This window comes from Nonomuraea angiospora (assembly GCF_014873145.1).
Taxonomy (GTDB): domain Bacteria; phylum Actinomycetota; class Actinomycetes; order Streptosporangiales; family Streptosporangiaceae; genus Nonomuraea; species Nonomuraea angiospora.
In genome coordinates this window covers 5,320,522-5,343,353 of sequence record NZ_JADBEK010000001.1, presented here as the reverse complement: position 1 = coordinate 5,343,353, position 22,832 = coordinate 5,320,522, and the positions used below count along the sequence as shown (strand labels likewise).

Here is a 22,832-nt window from a genome sequence, read left to right as displayed (position 1 = left end):
GACCCCGTGGTGAGCGCGCAGGTGCGCCTGAGGCCGAACGGAGGAGGCAGGGACTGGTTCCGCTCTGCGCGAAGCCGACGGAACTCGACCGCGCTGTCTACCTATGGTGTGGAGTATGGCCTCCTCCATCCCGCAGCCATCTTCCATCTCGCCGCTACGTCCAGCGATCGATCGGACCGCCCTCAAGCCCTCTCCGGCGCGCGAGCCGCTGTGGCGGCAGGTGCTCGGTGAGTGTCTGAGGGGCCTTCGTCAACAGCGGGGCGAGAAGTTGAGTGAGACGGCGGCTCGCGCCGGAGTCTCGCCGCAATATCTCTCCGAGATGGAACGAGGCGTCAAAGAGCCGTCGAGTGAAATGATCGCCGCGGTCGCCGGCGCGCTGGATGTGACCCTGATCGATCTGACTCTTGCTGTCGCAGAGAGTTTGCGGTCTGCTCAGCCCAGCGGGTCGAGGGGTGCTGTCTGCTCGGCGGCTTATGCTCTGGCCGCTTAGCGGCCTGCCGGGGTTGTTCTCGGGCCTATGAGTGCTCCTCGATGATCTGATCGAGGAGCCCGTACTCCAAGGCCGCGGTCGCGGTGAACACGCGATCGTGATCGGTGTCGGCGCGTAGGGTCTCGATCGTCTGGCCGGTGTGCCGTGACAGGATGCGCTCGATGTCTGCCCGGACTCGTACAACCTCGTCGGCCTGCAAGATGAGGTCGGGGATCGTTCCGCGCCCCTGAGCGGCTGGTTGGTGCAGGATCACGCGTGCGTGGGGGAGTGCGGCACGTTTTCCCTCGGCACCCGCGGCGAGAAGGACGGCACCGACCGCGACGGCTTGTCCGACGCAGGTTGTCGAAACCCGCGGGCGGATATGGCGCATGGTGTCGTATATCGCGAGCATCGCACTCGGGTCACCACCTTCGCAGTTGATATAGAACTGTATTTCGGCATCGGGGTTGTCCGACTCCAGAAAAATCAGCTGCGCGATGAGCGCGTTGGCGACGCCCGCGTCGATCGCGGTGCCCAGATAAACGATTCGCTCGGTGAGCAGGTGCGAGTAGACATCCATGATCCGCTCGCCGCGAGGATTCTGCGCGATGACGTTCGGTATCGTATATGTGGTCACTTGCCGACTCCTTCGGTGATGCCGAATCCGGGCCGCGGGCGATTGTGAGGCGCGACTTCGTCGAAGGTCTGCACGATCGCATCTATGAAACCGTAGTCGAGCGCCTCTTGCGCTGTGTACCAACGATCGTGCAGAGAATCCTCGAATATGCGCTCGACGGGCTGGCCCGTGTCCTCGGCGATAAGACCGAGCACCGTGTCGCGAGTATGCCGGAGGTCGCCGGCCTGCAGTTCGATGTCGACCGCGGTGCCACCGATTCCCGCCGAGCCCTGGTGCATCAGGACGCGTGCGTGCGGCAGGGCGCGGCGCTTGCCTCGGGCCCCCGACGAAAGCAGGAACTGCCCGGCGCTGTAAGCGATGCCCAGCACGAGGGTCGATACGTCACAGGGAATGAGGCGAATGATGTCGCGAATCGCCAGCATCGAGGGGACCGAGCCGCCCGGGGAGTGAATCCACAATGCGATATCGGCCGACGCGTCCTGGGTGGCGAGTGCCATCAGTTGCGTGGCCAGCAGTGTCCCGTTGTCGTCGTCGAGAGGGCCGTCGAGAACGAGAACACGCTGCTCGTAAAGCTCGCGTCTCATCCGCTGGTTGAACAGAGGAAGTTTCGATTCTTGGCTCATGCGTCCATCATGTGAGGCGATTCGGATCGGCGTCGACACGATCCGCCTGCGGCAGATCTGCTCTGAGCAGCGTGCAGGACCGAAGCGTTCTCATGTGGTGAGACCAAACCTCGCAGGGCCCGAAGCAGGGCCCGAAAACAGGCTGGGTCCCGGACGCGATGTAAGAGGTAGCCCCCAGCGAGCGATGGAGCCGCCGTGCCTCAACTGCCGCTCCCCGACGATGGAGCGTCGTGGTGACAGTCGCGGCCGTAGCGGTGGCTCTGGTGGGCGAGGTGCTTCTGCGCCGGTATACGCGGTGGTTCACGGCGAACCTGTCGCGCCGCTCTCAGGGGGCGGTGCAGGCGCGTGGTTGCGTCGCCTGTCTGGTGAGTGTGACGGTGGGCGTCGCGCTGGCACTGGCGGTGGCGCAGCCACTGGAACGCCTCACGACCGGCACCGGCCGCGTCGGCGGCCTCCCGTCGCGCGGCCAGCCGCAGCAGCCGATCATGGTCGCCTTTCTCCAGTTCGCCCAGGAGCGTGGCGATCCGCGCACCGGAGTTGGCGAGGTCGGCGATGAAGCGGTTGATGTAGTCGATCAGCCGTTCCTTGTAGGCGATGAACCCCGCCACGTCGCCATCGGAGAAGTCGATCGCGCGCCGCAAGCAGGAGGTGCACGCGCGCCGGGTCGGGATCCGGATCACGAGCCAGGGCGGCCAGCGACTGCAACTGCTCGGCGATGTCTCCCAACGCCACCGACTGAAGAGCCCAGTCGTCACCCGCCGCTCATCGCTTCGAGGCGCCACAGCGCCGCCACCCACCTCGGCGAGCCCGAGATCCCGCTGCGGCTCATCATGGGCAGGACCCGGCACAAGAACCCGCGCGCGGCCACGCGCTACGTCAAACCCGGCGCCGAAGCTGTCGCCAAGGTCACCGAGATCCTGGCACACCTCCGCCGTACCCACTGATCAACCGAGTGGCTGCCGCTGCAGGCCACTGCCGCCAAATCCTGCGCTCAGCCTCGGGCTGGCGATTCCCGGTTCAGGTGTGTCGGCGGTACCGGGAGGAAACCCGCTGATTGGAAGTAGTCGAGATACACCCCGATGAGGGCGCCGTCCAGGGGTGGGCAGGTGATGCCGGTTCCGGCCAGGTCCCGTACGGTGTCCCGGTCGTCGGCGGTCGGCGGGCGGCCGGTTCCCGTGAGCAGCGCCCGGTAGTACTTCACCAGGACGCCGGCCTTGAGCAGCGCGCCGTCGTACCGGTGCCGTGCCTGCCACAGGCGTTCGAGCCATGTGTCGCGCGAGACGTAGGAGACGGCGTACCGCTTGGCCACGTGGCCGATCAGGTCGCTCAGCGGCATGCGGGAATGGTTGACCAGGTAGCGCAGCGGGGCGGGTCCAGTGTCCTGCGCGGACATGTGGACGATGGCGCGGGCGACGTAGTCGACCGGCGAGAACGACACCGCGGGGCCGCCGCCGTCGGGCGCCGCGACGACGGGGGCCAGGCCGAGCAGGGCGATGGCTCGTACGAAGTGCCATATTCCGTCGTCGAGTTGGCAGGCTCCGGTGACGGAGTGGCCGCTGATGCGGCCGGGGCGGTGGATCCGTACCGGCAGCCCGCGGTCGCCGGCCTGCCGGACCAGGCGCTCGGCGACCCATTTGCCGGTGACATAGCCTCCGCCCGGGCGCCCGGGCGGAGGAGGTGCCGCGGTACGGTCCGCCGGATCACCCGGTACGGCGGCGGTGGAGATGAAGCTGAGCGGCTTGCCGCGGCGCTCGCAGGCCAGCCGGATGATCTCCTGGGTGCCGTACACGTTGGCCGCCCGCAGCGCGGCGTACGGTGCGGCATGGCCGACCTGGGCGCCGGCGTGCTGCACGGCGTCAATCCGCTCGGCGAGTTCCGCCCAGCGGGCGGGCGTCAGGCCGAGGTCGGGCGCGGTCAGGTCTCCGGCGACCGGGATGACGCGCCCGGCCGACCGGTCGTCCCAGATCAGATAGCGCCGCATGGCCTCGCGCAGGCGGGACGCCGCGTGGTGGTCGCTGTCGGCGCGCACCAGGCACCACACGTCGGCGTCGGCGCGGTCGAGGAGTTCGCGGAGCAGGAACGCGCCGAGGAAGCCGGTGGCGCCGGTGAGCAGCACGTGGCGGGCCGGTCCGGCGGCGGATGCGGTGCCGTCGGGGACGATGCCGGGGTCGAGCACGGCGTCCGTGGTGGGATCGGGGTGGTGCATGGGCGCCTTCCGGTCGCGCGGCGGGCGGGGCTGGTCCGCTTGTGGGTCACGTGGTCGAACGGCGGTGCTCAGCGGGCCGCCCTCACCCGGGTGGAACCGGTTCGGGCAGCGCGCCGAGGCCGGTGAACTCGAGGATGCGGGCGCGGCGTCCGAGCTTGAGCAGGGTCGTACCCGGTCCGGCGTCGACGAGGCCGGGCACGCCGAGGTCTCGTACCGTACGCACGGCCTCGTGCCAGCGCACCGGGAGCACCAGGCCGCGCGCGAGTTGTTCGCGGACCTGGACCGGGTCGGTGTGCGGTCGTACGTCGATCGCGGAGACGAATCGGGTCGTACTCGGGCGGAAGTCCGCGGACTCCAGACGGCGCCGCCACGCCGGGACGGCGTCCATCATCAGCGGGCTGTGGAAACCGCCGGGTATCGGCAGCACTTCGGCGCGCAGGCACTGTTCCCCGGCGATGCGTACGGCCGCGGCCACCGCCTCGGGAGCGCCCGACAGTACGGTCTGCCGGGCGCTGTTGAGCCCGGCGACGTCGAGGATCTCGCCGTGCTCGGCGACCACGCTCCGGCGCAGCCATTCGAGTTCGCCCGCGTCGGCGCCGACGATCGCGACCATCGCCCCGGGCCTGCGCAGGCTCTGGTCGTGGCACAACCGGCCGCGGTCCACGGCCAGTTCGAAGCCCTCGTCGATACGGAGGAATCCGGCGTACGCCGCGGCGGTCAGCTCGCCCAGGCTGTGGCCGAGCGCCACCGGCGGGCAGTGGTCCGGCCCGAAGGCCGTGTCGGCCGCCGCGAGGCCGGCGGCGAAGGTGGCGGGCTGGACGACCGAGGTGTCACCGAGGTCCAGCGCCTCGGGATCCGCCGCGCCGAACGTCGTCAGCAGCCGGGCGACCAGCGGGTGCCGGACGTGGGCCCGCAGGGCGGAGAGCAGCGTCTGCGCCTTGATGCCCTGTCCGGGAAAGGCGATTCCGTACTGTTCGGTGATCACGCCGGCACCTCCTCAGACCGGTTACCGGGCACGGGCACGAGGTCGGGGCCGGTGCCCGCCGCGCGGTCGAAGAACGCCTGCACCCACGCCGGGTCGTGCGCGAGCCCGGCGATCCGGGCCTCCACACGGTCGGCGCGGAGCCGGGCGAGCGCGAGGGTGTCGGAGTAGCGGGCGGCGAGCATGCGGTCGCGGTCGAGGGCATAGCGCTCCAACGCGGCCTGCCGGCGCGCCGGGTCGGGCAGGTCGGCGCCCAGGCGGGCGGCCAGGAGCGCCGCCTGCTGGAACGCCGCGGTGATGCCGTCGGCGGTGATGGAGTCCTTGTGGTGTCCCGCGTCGCCGACCAGCGCCCATCCGGGTCCGGCCGCGCGGCGGAAGAAGTTCCGCTGTGTGCCGGTGCCGCGGAGCGGGCCGACCCGGGTGCCGGCGAGGGCACGTTCGTACAGTTCCGGGGCCGCGGCCGCGAGTCCGCCCAGGTAGGCGTCGGGCAGGTCGCGACGGACGGCCTCGAACTCGGCCTGGGGGAAGTACACCGCGAGCAGGGTACGGCCGTCGTTGGTGGGCAGGCAGCCGACCCAGCGGCCGCGTACCGCGTGGGCCTCGAACCGGGTGACCGGCACGCCTTCCCAGTAGCCGTAGTAGACGCAGGTCAGCGGCGGGTGTTCGCGGACCGTCCCGGCACGTACGGCGTCCGCCACGACCGAGCGCATACCGTCCGCGCCGACGACCAGCGCGGCGCGGTCGGTGCCGCTGCCGGAGGCGGTACGCCATCGCACCCCGACGGCCCGCCCGTCCTCGACGACCACGTCGGTGACCCGGCAGCCCTCGCGGAACTCCGCACCGGCGTCGGTCGCGGCCTTGGCGAGGAGGGTGTCGAGGAGGTAACGCCGTGGCGCGTAGGCCGCGTGGATGCCGTGAACCGGAGTGGGAGCGCCTTCGACGGCGACTTGGCCCATACGGTGCATGGCCGAGGTGATCGGCGGGCAGCCGGTGGCGGCGACCTGGTCGAGCAGCCCCCAGCGGTCGAGCAGGGCGGTGCCGGGTTGGTGGATGTACAGGGTGGACAGGGTGTCGCGGGGGAAGCGAGCGCGGTCCAGGATGAGGACGCGGTAGCCCGCGCGGGCCAGCAACATCGCCGCGGGCGCTCCGCCGCAGCGGGCACCCACGACGATCACGTCATAGCCGGCGCCGGCGCCGGCGCCGGAACCGGAGCTGGAGCCGGAGCCCGGACGGCCGGTGGCGGATGCGGTCACGGCACCAGCCCTCCATCGACGCCGATGACCTGCCCGGTGATGTAGCGGGCGCGGTCGGAGACCAGGAAGGCGACCAGATCGGCGACCTCGCCGGGAGTCCCGGGCCGGCGCAGCGGGATCTTCCCGATGATGGACGCCTGCACCTTGGGCGGCAGATCGTTGGTGATGTCGGTGGTGATCAGCCCGGGCGCGACGACGTTCGCACGCACCCCGGACCGGGCGAGTTCGCGCGCCAAGGACGTGGTGAAGCCCACGATGCCGGCCTTGGACGCGGAGTAGTTGCTCTGTGCCGGGCCGCCGTGCGCGGCCGCGACCGAGGACAGCGTGACGATCGAGCCGCTGCCATGCCGCATGAGCGGGAGCGCGGCGGCACGACAGACGTGGTACGTGCCGTACAGGTTGGTCTGGATCACATCGTCCCATTCGGCGTCGGTCATGCGTGCCAGCGGCCGGTCCCGGACGATGCCGGCGCAGGTGACGAGCACCGACAGCGGCCCGAGGTGCTCTTCGGCGGCCGCGACCAGCGCCCGGGCCTGGTCGGCGGACGCGACGTCGGCCTCGTACGCGAGCACACGGGCACCCGTCGCCCCGGCCTCGGCCGCCACCTCCTCCGCGGCGTCCTTACGGGTGCGGTAGCAGAACGCGACGTCGAACCCCTCGGCGGCCAGGCGGGTCACGACAGCGCGGCCGATGCCACGTGATCCCCCGGTCACGATGGCGACCGGGCGGTGGGCGCCCGTCATGCTCACGCCGCTTCGAGCCGGTCGGCGAGGAAGGCGTGGACGGCGTTCACGGAGGTGAGACCGGCGAACTCGGACTCCTCCAGACGGATGCCGTACTTCTTCTCCAACTGCACGAGGATCTCCATGGTGGCAAGCGAGTCGACGCCGAGGTCGGCCTCGAAGTCGCTCTCGTAGCCGACGACGTCGGCCGGGAGTTCGAGCTCTTCGGCGAAGAAGTCGCGCAGCTCGTCGCGGGTGGGGATCAGGGTGGCCATGGGGTCCTGCCTTTCTGGGTCGGTGATGCCTGTTCGGTGGCGGTGTAAGGGTTCGGCCGGCGGGCGTACCGTCACGGAACGCCCGCCGTGCCGGGGAGCACGTCGGCGATCGAGACGTGGCCGTGCGCGGACCCGGCGAGCACCAGGGCTCGCTCGGCCGTACCGGCCGCCATCCGGCCGACCACGCGGCGCAGCGGTGCGAGGGATCCGCTGCCCGGCGGCCGGGTGAGGATGGTGACGGCGCGGTGGCCCGCGCGTGCGGTCAGCCACCCGGCGACCGCCGCTCCCGCGGGCGAGTCGTCGAGCACGGCGTCGATGCGCGCGACCGGCCGGCCGTCGGCGAGGAGTTCCTCCCACAGCGGGTCGAGTACGTCGGAGGTCTCGGGCACCCCGCCCGCCGCGCCGACGAACGCGCCGCGCACGGAGCAGTGGCCGTACGCCCGTTCTCCGGCGACCGGAACACCTTCCTGTACGCACACGAGCACGGCGGCGCCGAGGTCGTGCGCGGGCCCACCGCCTTGGACGGGCGTGGGCCGGTCTTCGACGGCGCCCGCGAGCACAGCCGTGGCACGCCCGGCGGCCAGTGCGCGCGCCGCCGTCTGCACGGCCTCCAGTCCGGCGACCGCCGGGGAGTTGGTGGTCAGGACCAATGCCTGCAGCCCGTGTTCCGGGGCCAGCCGGCCGCCGAACATGCTCAGCGCCATGTACGGTACGCGGGCCGGGGACAGATCCGCCGCCCCCGTGGCGATGACGGTACGGTCGAAGTCGTCCTGGAGCGCGGCTCCCGCGTTGTTGCCGCCGATCACGGCCGCCCGGTCCCGTGGTGAGAGGCCGGCGAACCACGTACCGGTGTCGTCGAGTGCCGAGCGGGCCGCAGCGAGCAAGTACCGGCAGGCCGGTGGCAGTTTCCGGTAGCCGCGGCCGGGGAGCAGCGCCTCGGTGTCGAACCAGTCGGGAAACGGTTCCACGGGAGGTTCGAGGGCGCGGGCCGGCCGGAGGGCGCCGGGGGCGATCATCCCGAGGCCGAGGACGCGTACGCGGACCGGGGCGTTCATGCCGGGTCTCCCACACGCGAGAGCACGAACGAGGCGTTGACTCCGCCGGTCGCGCACGAGTTGACGAGCACGGCCGGCCGGTTCAGCGGTACGGGCCCGTCCTGCGGCAGCCACACGTCGCACTCCGGGTCCTGGTCCAGGGGCGCGTTGGCCGGGATCGTGGCCCGGGAGGCGATGAGCGCCGCGGTCAGGCACGCGAACATGCCCGCGGCCCCCGAGGTGTGGCCGATGAGCGCCTTGAGCGCGAACACCGGTGGACGGCCGGAGGAATCGCCGAAAACGCGCCGTAGTGCCCGGCTTTCCACCGCGTCGTTGACGGGGGTGCCGGTCGCGTGCGGCAGCACACAGCCCACCTGCTCCGGCCGGACTCCGGCGTCGGCGAGCGCGTTCCGCATGGCCCGGACCAGTTGCACGGCGTCGGGCTCCGGGGCGGTGGGGTGGTGGTAGGCGTCGCAGCTCCAGGCGGCGGCGCCGAGCTCCGCGTACGGCCGGGCTCCCCGCGATGCGGCGTGGGCGGCGGATTCGAGGACCGCGAACGCGGCGCCGTCGGCGAACACGGTGCCCGCCCGGTCGCGGGCGAACGGCCGGCAGCCGTACGGATCGGTCACCCGGATCCGGTCGAACCCGGCCATGCCGACCCGGGTGATGCCCTCCGCGCCGCCGACGAGCACCACGTCGGCCTCGCCGGCACGGATGACGTCCAGCGCGACGCCGAGCGTGTAGCCGCCCGCGGCGCAGGCGTTGCCCAAGCCGGCGGTGCCCGCCCGCGAGCCGACCGCTTCGGCGACGACCGCGGCGGTGACCGCGAGGGGGGTCCACGGCGGGGTGCCGCCCGCGCCGCGCTGCTCTTCCTGAACGCTCGCGTTGCCCATCTCGACGCCCATCACGACGGGGATGCGTACGGTGTCGCCGCGGCCGATGCCGGCGTCCGCGAGTGCTTCACGTGCGGCCGCGACCGCCATACGCGGGGCCGGTCCGAGCGGGATTCCGGCGTGGGTGCCGGGGCCGGCGGGGATCGCGGAAGGCGGTGTCAGGTACATACGCCTGGCCCGCATGTGCATGTACGGCAGATCGACCTCGCGGGGCGCCGCTCCACCCGCAAGCAGACCGGCCCAGTGAGCCTCAGCGCCCGCGCCCAGGCAGGAGACGGCACCCAGCCCGGTCAGCACCGCACGACGCCGATCAGGCATCATCATGCCGATCACCTCCGAAGCCGTTCCCGTACGTGACGTCGTCAGCGGGCCGGGCGAGCAGGCCGTCAGCGGGCCGAGTGGGCACGTTCTCGGCAGGCCGGGTGAGCAGCACGGCGGCCACCGCGCTCGGATCGCCTTCCCCGTCGGGTTGGTCGCCGGTGCCGTCGTCGCCGGCGACCGCGAGCACGGCGTCGTGGCCGGGCCGGTCGAGCCAGGGGAGGGCGGCGGCGCACTGCAGGACACCGAGCGCGCCGGAGCAGCGGCCGAGCCGGGCGGTGAGATCGACGGTGATGGCCGCGTGGCCGGTATTTCCCGGACCCGCGGGGAGATCGACCGCGTCGGCCGCGATACCGATACCCGGCCCCCCGGCGAGCCGCAGTCCGATGGGGCCCCGCCACGTGCGGGTCGCGCGGTGAACGGCCTCGGCGCGGTCGGCGGCTCTGCCGTAGGCGTGGATTTCGGCGCGCGGCCGGGCGCCGCGGGCGCGGGCCCGCGCGGGTGTCTCGAGGATGAGGCACACGGCGCCGTCCAGTCGTGCTGTGCCGCCGTGCAGCCTGGCGACCGGCGCGGTGTCCGGTTCGACGCCGACGACGACGGCGACTTCGGCGCGGCCCGCGGCGAGCAGGGCGGTGGCCCAGAAGATCGCGTCCAGGCCGCTGGTGGTGCCGCTGCACAGGGTGATATTGGGTCCGCGCAGGCCGTGGTCGAGGGCGATCCAGCTCGCGGTGACGTTGCTGGACATGTGCGGCACGCGCATGGGGCTGAGGCCGGTGACGGTCTCCTTGCCGATGATGTCGACGAACTCGCAGACGGTGTCGAGGTTCCCGAGGTTGCTGCTGACGATGACGGCGGTGCCCGACGCGGGCAGCGTGACGCCGCGCAACGCCCGTCGTGTGGCACGGAGGGCGAGCCGGGACGCGCGGTCCTTGTGCCGCAGCCCGATTTCGGCGCGGGCGGCGTCGTCCTCGGGTGCGGCGGCGGTGCCGAGGCCGAGGAGGTCGTATTCGTCGGCGACGCCGGTGACGGCGAGCGCGCAGCCGGTGATCACGGCGCGTGTCATGCGGCCCCGCCGATGACGGCGACGGCGTTGATGCCGCCGAGGCCGATGGCGTTGATCTGCGCTGTGTCGAAGCGGCCACGGGCCGGGTGGCCGGCGACGAGGCGCAGGTCCCCAGCCTCGGGGGAGGGGTCGCTCAGCCCGGGTATCGGCGGCAGTTCCCCGGTCCGCATGGCCAGTACGGCGATGATCAGGCTCATCAGACCGGATCCCCCGCAGGTGTGGCCCAGGCCGGACTTCACCGAGGTGACCAGCGGGCCGGGCCGGACGCCCCCGAAGACGTCGCGCAGTACGCCGGCCTCCACCGCGTCGTTGTGGCGTGTGCCGCTGCCGTGCACCACGACCAGGTCGATGTCGGCGGCGTCGACTCCGGCACGGCGGTGGGCGTCGCGGACGGCGCCGGCGACGCCCGCGACGTCGGGTACGGTCGCATGCGCCGCGTCACAGTTCATCGCGACCCCGCGGACACGGGCGTGTGCGGGGCGGGGATGGGCGCCAGAGGCTCGTACGACGACCGCGGCGGCGCCCTCCCCCATGACCATGCCGTGACGGTGCCTCGCGAACGGCTGTATGGCCTGCGGCGGCGGGTTCTGCACGCGGTCGAGTCCCCCGAAGGAGCTCTCGGTGATGGCGTCGGTGCCCGCGACCACGACGGTGTCGGCGAGGCCGAGCGCGATCAGGTCGGTGGCCATGCCCAGGGCGTACAGAGCGGCGGCGCACGCGCTGGCCACGGTGTGCGTCTCCGTGGTGCCGAACGCGTCGCGCATCACCTGGCCGAAGTGCAGTTCGGCGGGGGTGAGCGAGTGCCCGTCGCGCCACCACAGCTCGGCGGAGCGCAGTTCGCGCAGTGTTGTTCCGACGATGACCGGCACGTCGGGGACAGTGGCGGGCAGCCCCGCGTCGGCGAGCGCCGCGGCGACGGCGGCACGCAGCCAGCGGGAGGCACGCCCCGGTTCGTCCTGGCCGGGGACGGTCCGGTCGTCGATCTCGTACGCGTGCTTGACCCGGAAGAGTGCGCTGTCGAAGGCCCGCAGCGGCGCGACACCGGTACGTCCGTCGCACAGCGCCCGGTGCACCGCTCCGGGTTCGTCGCCGAGGCAGGTGACGACGCCCATGCCGACGATGTCCCCGCTCATCGCGGCTCCCGCGGGGCGCGCAACCGGTAACGGGCGAGCTTCCCGGTGGAGGTGGTGGGCAGCGCGGCGAGCACCTCGACGTGCGAAGGCCGCTTGTGCGGCGGCAGGTTCTCCCGGATGGCACGCCTGAGGGCGCGGCGGGCCTGATCGGGTGTGACGCCGTCGGCGGGAACGGCGTGAACCACGACCTGCTCCAGCCCCGTGTCGTCGCGCCCGCCGACGACGACCAGGTCGGCGATGCCGTCGGCGGTACGCAGTTCCGCCTCGATCTCGGCGGGCGCGACCTTGAAACCGCCGAGGTTGAGCAGGTCGTCGGCCCGGCAGACGTGGCGGAAGTCGCCGTCCTCGGTGCGGTAGGCGATGTCGCCGGTGTAGACACCGCCGTCGGCGAACGTGCGCGCGGAGTCCTCGGGCCGGTCGATGTAGCCGAGCGCGGCCGAGGCGGTCCGGATGTGCAGGCGGCCGTGCGAGCCGGCGGGCAGCGGGCGGCCGTCGTCGTCCCGTACGGTCGCGGTGACGCCGGGCACCGGGTTGCCGGTGGAGCCGTGCAGGACGTCCCGCGGGTCGGTCGCCAGGACGATGTGCAGCACCTCTGTCGCCCCCAGCCCGTTCACCACCGGGACGCCGAGCAACCGCGCCGCGCGGGCGGACAGCTCGGCGGGCAGATGCTCGCCCGCGGCGAGCGCGAGGCGGAGGGACGACGGGTCCAGCACCGTGCCGCGCGCGACGATGTCGAGCAGGGCCGCGTACAGCCTGGGCACCGCGCACAGCACGGTCGGCCGGTGCCGGTGGACGGCGGTGATCGCGGTGTACGGATCGACGGGGCCCGCGAGCAGCACCGACCGGGCGCCGGCCGCCAGCGGGAACAGCACGGAGTTCCCGAAGCCGTAACCGAAGGACAGTTTCGCGGTCGACAGCACCGTGTCGTCGGGTGTGAGGGCGAGGACACCGCCGAAGCCGTCGAGGACGGCGCGGAGCCCGGCCATGCTGTGGCGCACGCCGCGCGGTTGGCCGGTGCTGCCGGAGGTGTACTGGACCAGGACCTCCGCTTCCGGCACGAACGGGGCGGGCGGCCCGACGTCGGCGGCGCGGGTGGCGCGCGGTTCGTGCACGGGCAGCGGGCCGAGCGCCTCACGCAGGCTGTCGCGCCGCCCCTTGGGCAGCGCGATCCAGGCGTACCCGGCGGCGCAGTCGCGGGCGACGAAGGCGATCTCCGCATCGCGCAACATCGGGCTGAGGACGACGGGGACACAGCCGTACCACCACAGGCCCAGCACCGCGACGACGGTGTCCGCGCTGTCGTCGCCGACGACCAGCGCACGGCAGCCGCGGCGTACTCCGGCGGCGGCGAGCGCTCCGGCGTGGTCGCAGGCGGCCTGGGTCAGTTCGGCGTAGGTCAGGGTACGTACGTGGTCGGCGAGAGCGGTCCGGCCGCCCTGCCCGGCCGCGACGTGGCGCAGCAGCAGCGTCTCGACGGGGTCCATCACGCGCCGCCGGCCGGTGCGGCGGCGACCAGGCCGCGGCGGGTCAGGAGATCGAGGACGTCGGCGAGCGCCTCGATCCCGGCGGCCTCCTCGGCCTCGAACCGTACGGCGAAGGCGCGTTCGACGCGAGTGACGAGCTCGATCTTCTGCAGGGAGTCCATCTGCAGGTCGGTGTGGAAGCCGTCGGCCATGGAGACCTGCCCGGGTTCGGCGTCGAGTACGTCCTCGGCGAGGTGGCGCAGGGTCTCGACCACCTGCCCCCAAGGCCGTACGTGCCCTGCCGCGGCGGCGTGCGGCGCGGTGGCCAGATGAGCGGCCAGATCCCGGTACTTCTCGCGGAGCCGGCGCTTGAGCACCTTGCCGGTCGCACCGACCGGCAGGTCGTCGTCGGTGACCGCGATCTCCAGCGCGGCGAGGGGCGGCTGGCCGATGGCCACGAGCGCGGAGTTGGCCCGGCCAAGAAGCCCGGCGGCCGGGCCAGTGTCCGGGCCGGCGTCCGGGCCGGTGTCCAAGTCGCCGTCCGGGCCGGACGCCGGATCGCCGTCGCGCAGCCTGACCACTGCCACCGGAACGGTCGCCCCGGCGTCATCCCCGGCCACCACCGCGCAGTCGGCGACCTCGGGCAGCGCGAGCAGCACCGTGTCCTCCATCAGGACGGAGTGGCCCGTCCCTCCCGCCGTGGGGATCGCGTCCACGATGCGGTCAACGTGGAAGTACTCGTTCCGGGCGGTGCGGCGCACCAGGTCGCCGGACAGGAAGTACCCGGCGAGCCGGCTGCGGTGAGTGGTGTCGGAGTCGTTCCAGTAGCCGGTGGTGACCGAGTCGCCGCGTACGCCGAGCATGCCCACCTCATCGGGGCCGGCGAGGCTGCCGTCCTCGCGCAGGACCGCGACCTTCATCGCGGGCACCGGTCTGCCGAGGTGGCGCGGGGCGGACGGCATGTCGGCGGTGGTGGTACGGCGCAACGCGGCCCAGCCGAGTTCGGACGAGCCGAGGATGTCGTGGAACATCGAGCCGGGCACCCGCTCGCCCCCGACGTCGCGGTGGCCGAGCCGCACCAGCCGCCGCATGTGGACCTCGTGCGCGGAGTCACCCACGTTCACCCAGTCGCGTACCGAGTCGAAATCCTCCGGATCGGCGTCGGACAGCGCCAGTTCGGCGAGGACGTGGTTGAACGCGAACACGGTCGTGGGACGGTACCGGGCGGCCGCCCGGGACAGGCCCGCCGCGCTGCGGTCGGCCAGCGCGACCATCGGCAGGCCGGCCAGCAACGCGAAGAACGTGACGGCGATGGCCGCTCCGTGCGACAGCGGCGCCGCGCACAACAGCAGCGAGTCGTCCGGCTCGGGCTGGGTGGACAGCCGGAAGGCTGGCCCCGCCGTGCCCTGCCCGTGCGTCCAGATGACGAGCTTCGGGTCGCCGGTGGTGCCGGAGGAGTGGCACAGGAAGATCGGGTCGGAGTCGCTGTGCCGGTACCGGGCCCGGTCCGGCAGGACGGCGCCGCTCAGGTCGCCGGCCTCAGATCGGGTGAACGCCCATCGCAGCGAAGGGAGCTCCTTCTCGCCCCCGCCGAGTCGCGCCAGGTGCGCGGCGTCGGTGTAGAGGCCCACGGTGCCGGCGCGCCGCATGAGCCCGAGCGCGACCTCGCCGGGAAGCCGACCGTTGACGACTACGGCGATCGCGCCGATCTGCGCGAGCGCGGCGAGGTGCGCGTGCTCCTCGAACGAGTCCTCCAGATACAGCGCGACCCGATCGCGTGGCCGCACGCCCTGTGCGAGATACCAGGACGACCACGCGTCCGCGAGCGCGCACAGCGCGGCGATTCCGAACTCGGCGCGAGGCGCTCCGTCGATGCCGGATATCGGCGGATCCGCCACGACCAACGTGGCATCCGGATCGCGGCTGTGCGCCAGCGCCGTCCGCCACACGTTCCCGCCGCCGAGGCCGGGGTCCTGGGTCACGGCGACGCGCCCCGCCCTGGGCAGCAGGGTACGGCGCGCGGATGCCACGGACAGATCGGTGAACGCGGACAGCATGGGACCACCGGCTTTCACGGGAGGGAACGCGCCGCCGCGCGCACCCTCTCTCCGGTGCCGCGGTCGTTGCGGAAACGAGCCAAGTCCACCTGCGATTTCGCTTCCGGGCAACCGATTGCGCGCCCCGCCCGGCGTGTCGAGCAACATCCACCAGATCTCGACCGAGCGCGAAGATTATCCCGCGCAATTTCTGCCGCAGGGGAACCCGCGACTGGTCAGCCGCCGGGTGTGATCAACGGCTTGAGCGCCGTCCTGGCGTCCATCGCCCGGTAGGCGGCGGGGACCGACTCCAGCGGGAGGCTGGTGTCGAAGACGGGCGAGGGGTCGAGGGTGCCGTCGAGCACATGGGGGAGGAGGTCGTCGATGTAGCGGCGGGTGGGGGCCAGGCCGCCGCGGAGGCTGATGTTGTGGAGGAAGAGCGTCATCGGATCGAGGGCGTCGGTGTTGCCGTGGGGGGCGCCGACCCAGCCGATGGCGCCGCCGGGGCGGGTGACGCCCAGGGCGGCACGCATGGACTCGCGGGTGCCGACGGCTTCGATCGTCGCGTGCGTACCGTGGCCGTCGGTGAGTTCGCGGACGGCGGCGACGGCGGCCTCGCCGCGCCGGGTGACGACGGCGGTGGCGCCGAAGGAGCGGGCCAGGTCGAGGCGGGCGGGATGATGGCCGAGCGCGATGATCTGCTCGGCGCCGAGCATGCGGGCGGCGAGGACGGCGCACAGGCCGACGGCGCCGTCACCGATGACGGCGACGGCCGCGCCGGGGCGGACGTCGGCGGACACCGCGCCGTGGTAGCCGGTGCCCATGACGTCGGAGAGCGCGAGCAGGGCGTTGAGGAGCCGGTCGTCGGAGGCGGCGTGGGACGGGAGGCGGACCAGGGTGGCGTCCGCGTAGGGAACCCGGACGGCCTCGCCCTGGGCGCCGTCGGCGCCTACCGCCCCCCACAGGCCGCCGTTCACGCATGAGGTGGGCAGGCCGTCGGCGCACGGGGCGCAGCGGCCGTCGGACCAGGCGAACGGGGCGAGGACGAGGTCGCCGGGGCGGATCGCGGTCACGTCGGGCCCGGTGTCGGTCACGGTTCCGAGGAACTCGTGGCCGAGGCGCTGGCCGGGCCGGCGCGGCGATTCGCCGCGGTAAGCCCACAGGTCGGTGCCGCACACGCAGGAGCGCAGGACCTGGACGACGGCGTCGCCGGGTTCGCTGAGGCGGGCATCGGGGACGTTCTCGACGCGGACGTCGTAGGGACCGTGAATGATCGCGGCGCGCATGGTGGGTCCTTAGTCGGCGGTGGGCCGGTCGGCGGTCAGGGTGGTGAGGTCGAAGCGGGCGACGGGCCGGTCTCCGGTGCCGGTGACGACCGCGTGCCAGCGGACCTCGCCGCGCCCGGTGCCGGGGCGCGGGGTGATGCGGACGGCTGTCATGGCGACGGTGAGCGGGGTGCCGGGGCGGACGGGGGCGAGGAAGCGGAGGTTGTCGAGGCCGAGGTTGGCGAGCACGGGCCCGGGTTCGGGCGGGACGAGCATCCCGGTCGCGAGCGCGGCGACCAGGTGGCCGTGGGCGATGATGCCGCGGAAGATCGGGTGATCGGCGGCGGCGGCCTCGTCGGTGTGCAGGTAGTAGTGATCGCCGGTCAGTTCGGCGAAGGCGGCGATGTCCTCACGGGTGACGACGCGGGGCCCGGCCGTGGCGGTGTCGCCGAGGCGCAGGTCGCGCAGGTGCAGGCGGAGCGGGCTCGTACCGGGTGTGTTCGGCCGGCTTCCTGGCGTCCAGCGGTCGGTGGCGGCGGTCAGGTGGGCCGGGGTGCCGCCGACGGTGGTCGCGGTGAGGCGGGTACGCAGGCGGCCGGGGTGCTGCCCCTTGCCGGGTGCGAGTGCCGCGTCCGTGGCGGGTGCGGTCCCGGGGTCGATGAGGTGCAGGCGTTCGTGGGTCGGAGCCAGGGCGCGGGCGAGGTCGCGGGCCTGGCCGGGGTCCGCTGTGACGATCCAGCTTCGGAGGCCGCCGGCGCCGAGGGCCAGCGCGCGGGCGATCTCGTCGGCGTCGCGGTACGGGACGAGTGCCACGACGGGACCGAACGCCTCGACCCGGTGCAGGTCCTGGGCCTGTGCGTCGCCGGCGGCGAGGAGGACCGGCGGCAGGTACGCCCCGGGCCCGTACTCCTTCGCCGCGAACGCCACGTCCTCGGGCGTGCCGCACACCGTACGGGCCGCTCGGCGCAACCGGGCGAGCGCGGACAACAGGCGGCGCCGGTGCGCGGCGTCCACCAGCGGGCCCAGGGCCGGGTCTCCGCACTCCCGGTCCGTGAACCGGAGTGCGCCCAGGGCCGACGACGTGGCCTGGCTGACGGCGTCCATCAGGGTCTCGGGAACGAAGGCACGGCGTACCGCCCGGCGGGTCTGGCCGTTGTGCGCGGACATGCCGGCCACGAGACGTTCCACGTACAGGTCGAGCGTCCGGCCGTGGTCCGCCGCGTCCATGCCCAGGACGGCGCAGTCGAGAATTCCGGCGGTGAACTCCGCGCGGGGCGGCATCGGCCGCCGCGCGAGCAGGGTGCGGAACCGCCCGGCCGTGGCGGCGGTGCCGTTGAACCGGAGCTCGTCGTGCGGGCCGAGATGGCCGGTCAGGTCGGCGGGACCGGTCACCAGTTGCAGGCAGCCCGGCGGGAGGGCGTCGCATTCGCTGACGCGCCGTACCAGGTGGGCCGTCAGCTCCGCGGTACGGCGCGACGGCCGGACGATGCTCGGCGCCCCGAGCACGAACGCGCCCGCGAAGCCGTCGAGCGTCGTGCTCACGGGGTCGGCGAAGCCGCTGACGTGAACGGCGATTCCGGGCGGGGCGGCGGACAGGTGGGCCATGGGCGGCAGATGGGTGACGGGTTCGACGAGCAGGTTCCCGTCGCTGGTCGTCTCGCCCGCGAAGTGGCGGGTCACGGCGTCGGCGTGACCGAGCAACGCGTCCAGTCCCGCCCGGACGTCCTGTTCGGCATCGGCGGGCGAGCCGCCCAGGTGCCCGGCCAGAGCGACGAACTCCGCCTGGTACCGGGCCAGATGACGCGCCAGCAGCCTGGCGACCCGGGCGCGCTCCGCGAAGCCGAGGCCGCGCAGGGCGGGGATGCCGACCGTACGGGCGTATGCCACGGCTGGGGCCGCGTCGACGCCGACCGCGGTGACCCGGTAGACCTCCTCTCCTGACACCGCGTGCCGCCGCGGTGTCCCGAGGTCCGTGGGGGTACGCCATCGGTCGCACAGGTAGTGCGGCACGAGCCTGGTCACAGCCGGTTCCCGGCACACGAGGAGACCAGTACGGGCTCGGGCGACGAGGCGTCGGGCCCGCCGGCCTGGGCGGCGCCCGCGGAGGTGAGCCCAGCGAGGGCCGCCGACCGGTAGACGGACGGTGTCACGGCGAAGGCCGCCTTGAAGGTCCGCTGGAAATGGCTGAGATCGCGGTAGCCGACCTGCACGCAGATGTCGGACAATGGCAGATCCGTTTTCAGCAGAAGCGTTTGGGCGCGCTGCATGCGCAGTTCGGTGACGAAGTCGATGAACCGGCGTCCGGTGTGCTTCTTGAAGGTCCGCGAGAAGTGGTACCTGCTCATGTGCGCGACGTGGGCCGCGGACTCGAGGGTCAGGTCGTTGTCGGCGAAGTTCTCGGTGATGTACGAAATGGCGGCCGCCACGTGCACGGCGGCGGCGTGGTCGTGGCGTTTCGGCGGGTGGGCGGTCGTGAGCGGGACGTCCTCCCGCAGCCGGGCGGCGAACCACAGCAGTTCGTCGACGAACGCCCGGGCACCGTCGCGCGGCTGTCCCAGGCCGGGCGGCGGCTGCTCATGAACCGGCAGGTGCAGGGCCTGCGGAATGGCCACCGCCCCCAGCGCGGCCAGCACGACGCGGAGGTGGTCCACCGCGTGGCTGCTCTGCCCGACGCCGACCGACACGATGCCGACCGGCTTCCGGCGCAGTGCGCCGCCCGCGAGCCGGTCCAGGGCGAGCTGGACCTCTGCCGAGCAGGATTCGTTGCGGACACCGGCCAGGAGAACCAGCCCGTGGGCGCGGCGCGCCCAGGTCCTCAGCGTGTCATCGGCCGCCGCGCCACGGCGGGGCCGTCCGACCCAGAGCCAGCACGCGGGCCGCCCGGTCGCCTTGCCGATCACGTCGCGCAAGGCGGGGAGCACGGGGGCGAGTCCGGGTAATTCCGCGGGAACGTCACTGACGACGAGGACGGTGGGCGGGGCGCTGTGCGAAGGCGGCAAAGTCATGTGGTGACCTCCGGAATTCGTTTTTTGCGCAACCTGGATCGCGCGGAACGTGATCCTCGAGCTATTGGGACCTGATTCAGCTGGGCATAACGCACACCGCCTTCCGATGCGGAACGCTCCATGACCCGTCCACTATCGACTTGACATGTTCGCGGTTCATCCGTGCCAGGTCATGGTTGCGTCACGGTCGCCCCCGTCGGATCAGGGACGTTGAGGGGCAGTCAATACGGCAGAGGGTTTCCTCGGCGTTTGCGCCACCGGAAACGGTCATCCTTTCAGTACGGCTTCCAGGGCAGGGTCTCGTACGCGGCCTCGCAGGGATTCCCGGCGGGGCGCGTACCAGCCGCGATAACGCTGCGAGCCAAAGTCGTCGGCGTGACTCCACCGCGGCCGACCGCCGTTCGCGGACTATACGCGGATTGGGTTCGCCGTCCGCCGTGACTTCCCGGGCGGGGGCGCCGCGGTGACAGCGGCGGCCGCGGGCGTGTCGGACGCGCCCGTTCTTGCTGTCGCGCCGTCGAAGGCGCTCATCCTGGCGTCCGTGCCGCGCGGCATGCGCCGCACCCCCGACCAGCAGGCGTTCCTGCGCGCTCTGCGTGAGGACCCTGAGGTCCTCGGCCTCCGCCACGACGGATACGGCAACCTGCTCCGCGTCGCCCAGGTGGTCGCCTGGGCCGCTGACTGGAAGACGATGTGCTCCCGTCCGACGATCGCGGGCATCTGCGCGCGCACCGGCCTGTCCAAGGCGACCGTGAAGCGCTGGGTGCGCTGGCTCCGTGAGCATGGCCGGCTCGGCGACGGCGACCAGGCGCTGCCGTCGCGGTCGCAGCGCGCGGCTGCGGCCGACGCCCGGCGCCGAGAGGAGCAGGAGGAGCGCAGGCGAACGCGTGAGTTCATGGCGGCCGCGGCCGGTGTCGAGCTCGTGGACGAACCTCGGGTGAGTCGCGCGGAAGCGCTGGCACCGCCGCCTGTGGCTGACGTCTCGCAGCGGTCAGACCCGAACGACGCCTACCGGGCTGCTCGTGCGCAGATGGCGCGGCGCCGCGAGGAGCGGGAGGCGGAGATCGCCGCGGCGATGGCGCGGAGGCGGCGCGGGTTATCTTGGGTGACCTTTGGGAGTCAGGCATGTTCGGTAAGTAAGGTTGGCGCGTACTCCACGACCTCGGACGGCACCCGTTACGGCCTGCAGCCTGGTACGCGCCCCGGGCCATCCCGGAGCCTGCCTCTCCGGCGAGGCGAAGGGGCGCAGGGGCAGCGGCCTCCGCGTCGGCCGTCAGTGGGCGCAGTGCCGCCAGTAGCTCGCTCAGGGCTCGGCCGACGGACCGCCGTCCGGGCCCTGAGCTGCGCAGCGCGCCGTGAGGCCGTCAGGCTGTCCTGGGGTCGGGCGCAGAGCCGGGCACGCCGTCAGACCAATCAGCTACTCCACCGAAGCTCCTGTGGTCGGTGCTGCCGTGGCCGCGACCTTTCGCGCACTGGAACCACCGCCCGATATTCTCCGTGTCCGGGTACTGCGTGGTGTCCCATGCCAGTTTCTGCGCGTTGCAGAGCTCGTTGTCCATTTCCAGCTCCGGCTCCATCGGCAGCCGGAACACGCCTAGAACGCTCAGAGCGCCGTAGGCGAACGGTTCGGCCTCCAACCTGTCCTCGAGGTTATGGGCGCGGCCGGCGAAGACTCTAGCCCAGATCTGGTTATCCTCGTGTTGAGTCAGGTAGCGCATGGGCGGGGGAAGCGGGACCGGCGTGGGGGTCTGGTTCTCGGTCATGTGATCACCATGGCATAGGGGCGTTGCCCCGTTACCATGGCCGCTTCGCGGACGGCGCCCTTTCCCCGGTCTCCTGCGTCGGGAGACGTCGGTGGCGCGGGCCCGGGAGCGGGCTCGGGCTGAACGTGTGCCGCTCGAATATTGAGTTATGGGTCCTGGGCTGCGGTTAAGCGGCGTGGTGGAATTCGCTGATCATGCTGGCAACGACGGGTTTTCGGCGGACGATCCGCTGGTTGTTGAGGTCGGTCACGTCGTGAGCGGGCTGCACCTGTTCGTCACACCGCGGACGCTTCTGCGCTGGCACGCCGACCTGGTGAAGCGACGCTGGACCTATCCCGGCTTCGATCCAGCGCCCCGGCGCAGCGGTCCGACCTGGGCCCGGTTCCTCAAGGCTCAGGCGTCCGGAATCTTGGCCTGTGACTTCTTCAGCGTTGAGACGGTCATGCTTGCGCGGCTGTACTGCTTAGCCCAGCAAGCCCGCAACTGATACTCGACCTGGGTGATTCGGTCGGCGTGAACGCGGGCTCGGTCTCCTGCCGCTGCAGCACCGTCAACTGGTGCCGTAACACCAGGATTTCGATCTCCTTTTTCGCGGCAATGCGGCGGTGCTACCCGGCGAGTGGAGGGCCAGGTCATGAGCCGGCGTTCGCGCCTTTGTAGAGGAGGGCCTGTCCGAGGGGCGTCAAGGTGTGGAGGACGGCGCCGCCCGTCCGGGCGGTCGAGATGAGTCCGGCGTTGCGCAGTACCGTGGTGTGCTGGCTGGCAGAGCCGAGGGAGATGCCGACCCGTTCGGCCACGGACGTGGTGGTGGCGGGGTCGCGCAGCGTGGCCAGCACTGCTGCGCGGGTACGGCCGAGCAGGGGTCCGAGCACGTCGGCCGGGTCGGTGGACCGATCTGTGATGAAGATCGGATAGACCAGCACGGTGGCCGCGTGGGGCCGGTGCAGCACCATCGGGCGTGGCGCGAAGTAGGACGGGATCAGCAGCAGCCCGCGTCCGCACAGGGGGAGGTCGTAGTTGCCGTCGATCGGGATGTGCAGGGTCGGCGGCTGCCAGCGGCAGTCGGGATGGAGTGTGGCCAGCAGGGCGTCGACCCCACCGCGCAGCAGGGTCTCGGAGCGAAGGACGCGGTCGGCGGCGGCCTCGGCCTGGATCTGCGGCCACAGCGGTTCCACCGATGAGGTGAAGTAGCCGTGCAGGTCATCGGCAAGGGTCTGGCGCGCTCCGGGAGCGCCGTCGGCGAGCTCCTGCATCCACCGCTCACCCTGCCGGGTGGGCGACAACGAGCTCAGGTCGGTCGCCAAATAGGAGCTGGGTGTCTGACGGGCCAGCTCGACACCGGTGGCGAAGTCACCGGCGTCCGGCTGGAGCAGGAACGCGGGCACAAAACTTTTAGGAGCAACCAGGGGCGCGATCACCCCGGCCCGCTCCGCCAGGCTTCCTCCCACCTGCCGGTGCAGCCGACGGACTCCGGGGCGCGACCAACTCCTGCTCGTGGGCGCACCACGGAGCAGGCGCACACTCAACACCGTCTCCCACAGCGCGTTCGGAGCCGGGGCGAACGTGATCTGGCGAAGGTCGGTGTCGGAAAAGTGCATGCGCATCATGCCAATGGATTCTCGTGTCGCCGACCCTGTTCAGACAAGACCGGCCAACCCTTTTAGCCAGGACTAAAAGGGGTTGCGGTCGAAA

Annotated in this window: 21 protein-coding genes; 2 read left to right on the top strand and 19 right to left on the bottom strand. The window is 72.2% G+C overall.

Features of this window, described 5'->3' with window-relative positions:
* The first annotated feature begins 115 nt into the window (after positions 1–115).
* On the top strand, positions 116–490 hold the full coding sequence (locus H4W80_RS24120) for a helix-turn-helix domain-containing protein (RefSeq protein WP_192787174.1): 375 nt from the start codon (positions 116–118) through the stop codon (positions 488–490).
* Between the two features lie 25 nt (positions 491–515).
* On the opposite strand, the gene H4W80_RS24115 is transcribed toward H4W80_RS24120, so the two are convergent.
* From H4W80_RS24115 to H4W80_RS24025, 18 genes are all read right to left on the bottom strand, one after another.
* Positions 516–1,106 carry a ClpP family protease gene (locus H4W80_RS24115; protein WP_192787173.1) on the bottom strand — a complete coding sequence of 197 codons (591 nt, stop codon included), beginning with the start codon at positions 1,104–1,106 and terminating at the stop codon, positions 516–518.
* On the bottom strand, positions 1,103–1,729 hold the full coding sequence (locus H4W80_RS24110; RefSeq protein ID WP_192787172.1) for a ClpP family protease: 627 nt from the start codon (positions 1,727–1,729) through the stop codon (positions 1,103–1,105). The genes H4W80_RS24115 and H4W80_RS24110 overlap by 4 nt, the downstream gene beginning before the upstream one ends.
* 200 nt (positions 1,730–1,929) lie before the next feature.
* Complete coding sequence (locus H4W80_RS60980; protein WP_225963628.1) at positions 1,930–2,370, bottom strand: DUF2397 family protein; 441 nt, start codon at positions 2,368–2,370, stop codon at positions 1,930–1,932.
* A gap of 350 nt (positions 2,371–2,720) precedes the next feature.
* Complete coding sequence (locus H4W80_RS24095) at positions 2,721–3,935, bottom strand: SDR family oxidoreductase (protein WP_192787171.1); 1,215 nt, start codon at positions 3,933–3,935, stop codon at positions 2,721–2,723.
* 82 nt (positions 3,936–4,017) lie between these two features.
* Positions 4,018–4,920 carry an ACP S-malonyltransferase gene (locus tag H4W80_RS24090; RefSeq protein ID WP_192787170.1) on the bottom strand — a complete coding sequence of 301 codons (903 nt, stop codon included), beginning with the start codon at positions 4,918–4,920 and terminating at the stop codon, positions 4,018–4,020.
* Positions 4,917–6,170: an NAD(P)/FAD-dependent oxidoreductase gene (locus H4W80_RS24085; protein WP_192787169.1), complete on the bottom strand. Its 1,254-nt coding sequence runs from the start codon at positions 6,168–6,170 to the stop codon at positions 4,917–4,919. The genes H4W80_RS24090 and H4W80_RS24085 overlap by 4 nt, the downstream gene beginning before the upstream one ends.
* On the bottom strand, positions 6,167–6,913 hold the full coding sequence (fabG, locus tag H4W80_RS24080) for a 3-oxoacyl-ACP reductase FabG (RefSeq protein WP_192787168.1): 747 nt from the start codon (positions 6,911–6,913) through the stop codon (positions 6,167–6,169). The genes H4W80_RS24085 and fabG overlap by 4 nt, the downstream gene beginning before the upstream one ends.
* A gap of 2 nt (positions 6,914–6,915) precedes the next feature.
* On the bottom strand, positions 6,916–7,167 hold the full coding sequence (locus tag H4W80_RS24075) for an acyl carrier protein (protein WP_192787167.1): 252 nt from the start codon (positions 7,165–7,167) through the stop codon (positions 6,916–6,918).
* 71 nt (positions 7,168–7,238) lie between these two features.
* Entirely contained in the window at positions 7,239–8,222 is a 984-nt protein-coding gene (locus H4W80_RS24070; RefSeq protein WP_192787166.1) for a beta-ketoacyl synthase N-terminal-like domain-containing protein, read from the bottom strand.
* Positions 8,219–9,418, bottom strand: coding sequence for a beta-ketoacyl-[acyl-carrier-protein] synthase family protein (locus H4W80_RS24065; protein ID WP_225963627.1), 1,200 nt, complete (start codon positions 9,416–9,418; stop codon positions 8,219–8,221). Before H4W80_RS24065 ends, H4W80_RS24070 begins: the two co-directional genes overlap by 4 nt.
* On the bottom strand, positions 9,405–10,475 hold the full coding sequence (locus H4W80_RS24060) for a beta-ketoacyl synthase N-terminal-like domain-containing protein (RefSeq protein ID WP_192787165.1): 1,071 nt from the start codon (positions 10,473–10,475) through the stop codon (positions 9,405–9,407). The genes H4W80_RS24065 and H4W80_RS24060 overlap by 14 nt, the downstream gene beginning before the upstream one ends.
* Positions 10,472–11,608: a beta-ketoacyl synthase N-terminal-like domain-containing protein gene (locus tag H4W80_RS24055; protein ID WP_192787164.1), complete on the bottom strand. Its 1,137-nt coding sequence runs from the start codon at positions 11,606–11,608 to the stop codon at positions 10,472–10,474. The genes H4W80_RS24060 and H4W80_RS24055 overlap by 4 nt, the downstream gene beginning before the upstream one ends.
* Positions 11,605–13,092 carry an AMP-binding protein gene (locus H4W80_RS24050; RefSeq protein WP_192787163.1) on the bottom strand — a complete coding sequence of 496 codons (1,488 nt, stop codon included), beginning with the start codon at positions 13,090–13,092 and terminating at the stop codon, positions 11,605–11,607. Before H4W80_RS24050 ends, H4W80_RS24055 begins: the two co-directional genes overlap by 4 nt.
* Positions 13,092–15,128 carry an AMP-binding protein gene (locus tag H4W80_RS24045; protein ID WP_192787162.1) on the bottom strand — a complete coding sequence of 679 codons (2,037 nt, stop codon included), beginning with the start codon at positions 15,126–15,128 and terminating at the stop codon, positions 13,092–13,094. Before H4W80_RS24045 ends, H4W80_RS24050 begins: the two co-directional genes overlap by 1 nt.
* A gap of 215 nt (positions 15,129–15,343) precedes the next feature.
* Entirely contained in the window at positions 15,344–16,393 is a 1,050-nt protein-coding gene (locus H4W80_RS24040; RefSeq protein ID WP_192787161.1) for a zinc-binding dehydrogenase, read from the bottom strand.
* Between the two features lie 9 nt (positions 16,394–16,402).
* Positions 16,403–18,394, bottom strand: coding sequence for an aldehyde dehydrogenase family protein (locus H4W80_RS24035; protein WP_192787160.1), 1,992 nt, complete (start codon positions 18,392–18,394; stop codon positions 16,403–16,405).
* A complete protein-coding gene (locus H4W80_RS24030; RefSeq protein ID WP_192787159.1) occupies positions 18,391–19,377 on the bottom strand; it encodes a helix-turn-helix transcriptional regulator in 987 nt (328 codons plus the stop codon). Before H4W80_RS24030 ends, H4W80_RS24035 begins: the two co-directional genes overlap by 4 nt.
* A gap of 1,364 nt (positions 19,378–20,741) precedes the next feature.
* Positions 20,742–21,140, bottom strand: coding sequence for a hypothetical protein (locus H4W80_RS24025; RefSeq protein WP_192787158.1), 399 nt, complete (start codon positions 21,138–21,140; stop codon positions 20,742–20,744).
* Between the two features lie 175 nt (positions 21,141–21,315).
* Here H4W80_RS24025 and H4W80_RS24020 point away from each other — a divergent pair, with 175 nt between their 5' ends.
* Positions 21,316–21,627: a hypothetical protein gene (locus H4W80_RS24020; protein WP_192787157.1), complete on the top strand. Its 312-nt coding sequence runs from the start codon at positions 21,316–21,318 to the stop codon at positions 21,625–21,627.
* 145 nt (positions 21,628–21,772) lie between these two features.
* On the opposite strand, the gene H4W80_RS24015 is transcribed toward H4W80_RS24020, so the two are convergent.
* On the bottom strand, positions 21,773–22,738 hold the full coding sequence (locus tag H4W80_RS24015; RefSeq protein ID WP_225963626.1) for an ArsR/SmtB family transcription factor: 966 nt from the start codon (positions 22,736–22,738) through the stop codon (positions 21,773–21,775).
* Positions 22,739–22,832 lie beyond the last annotated feature (94 nt).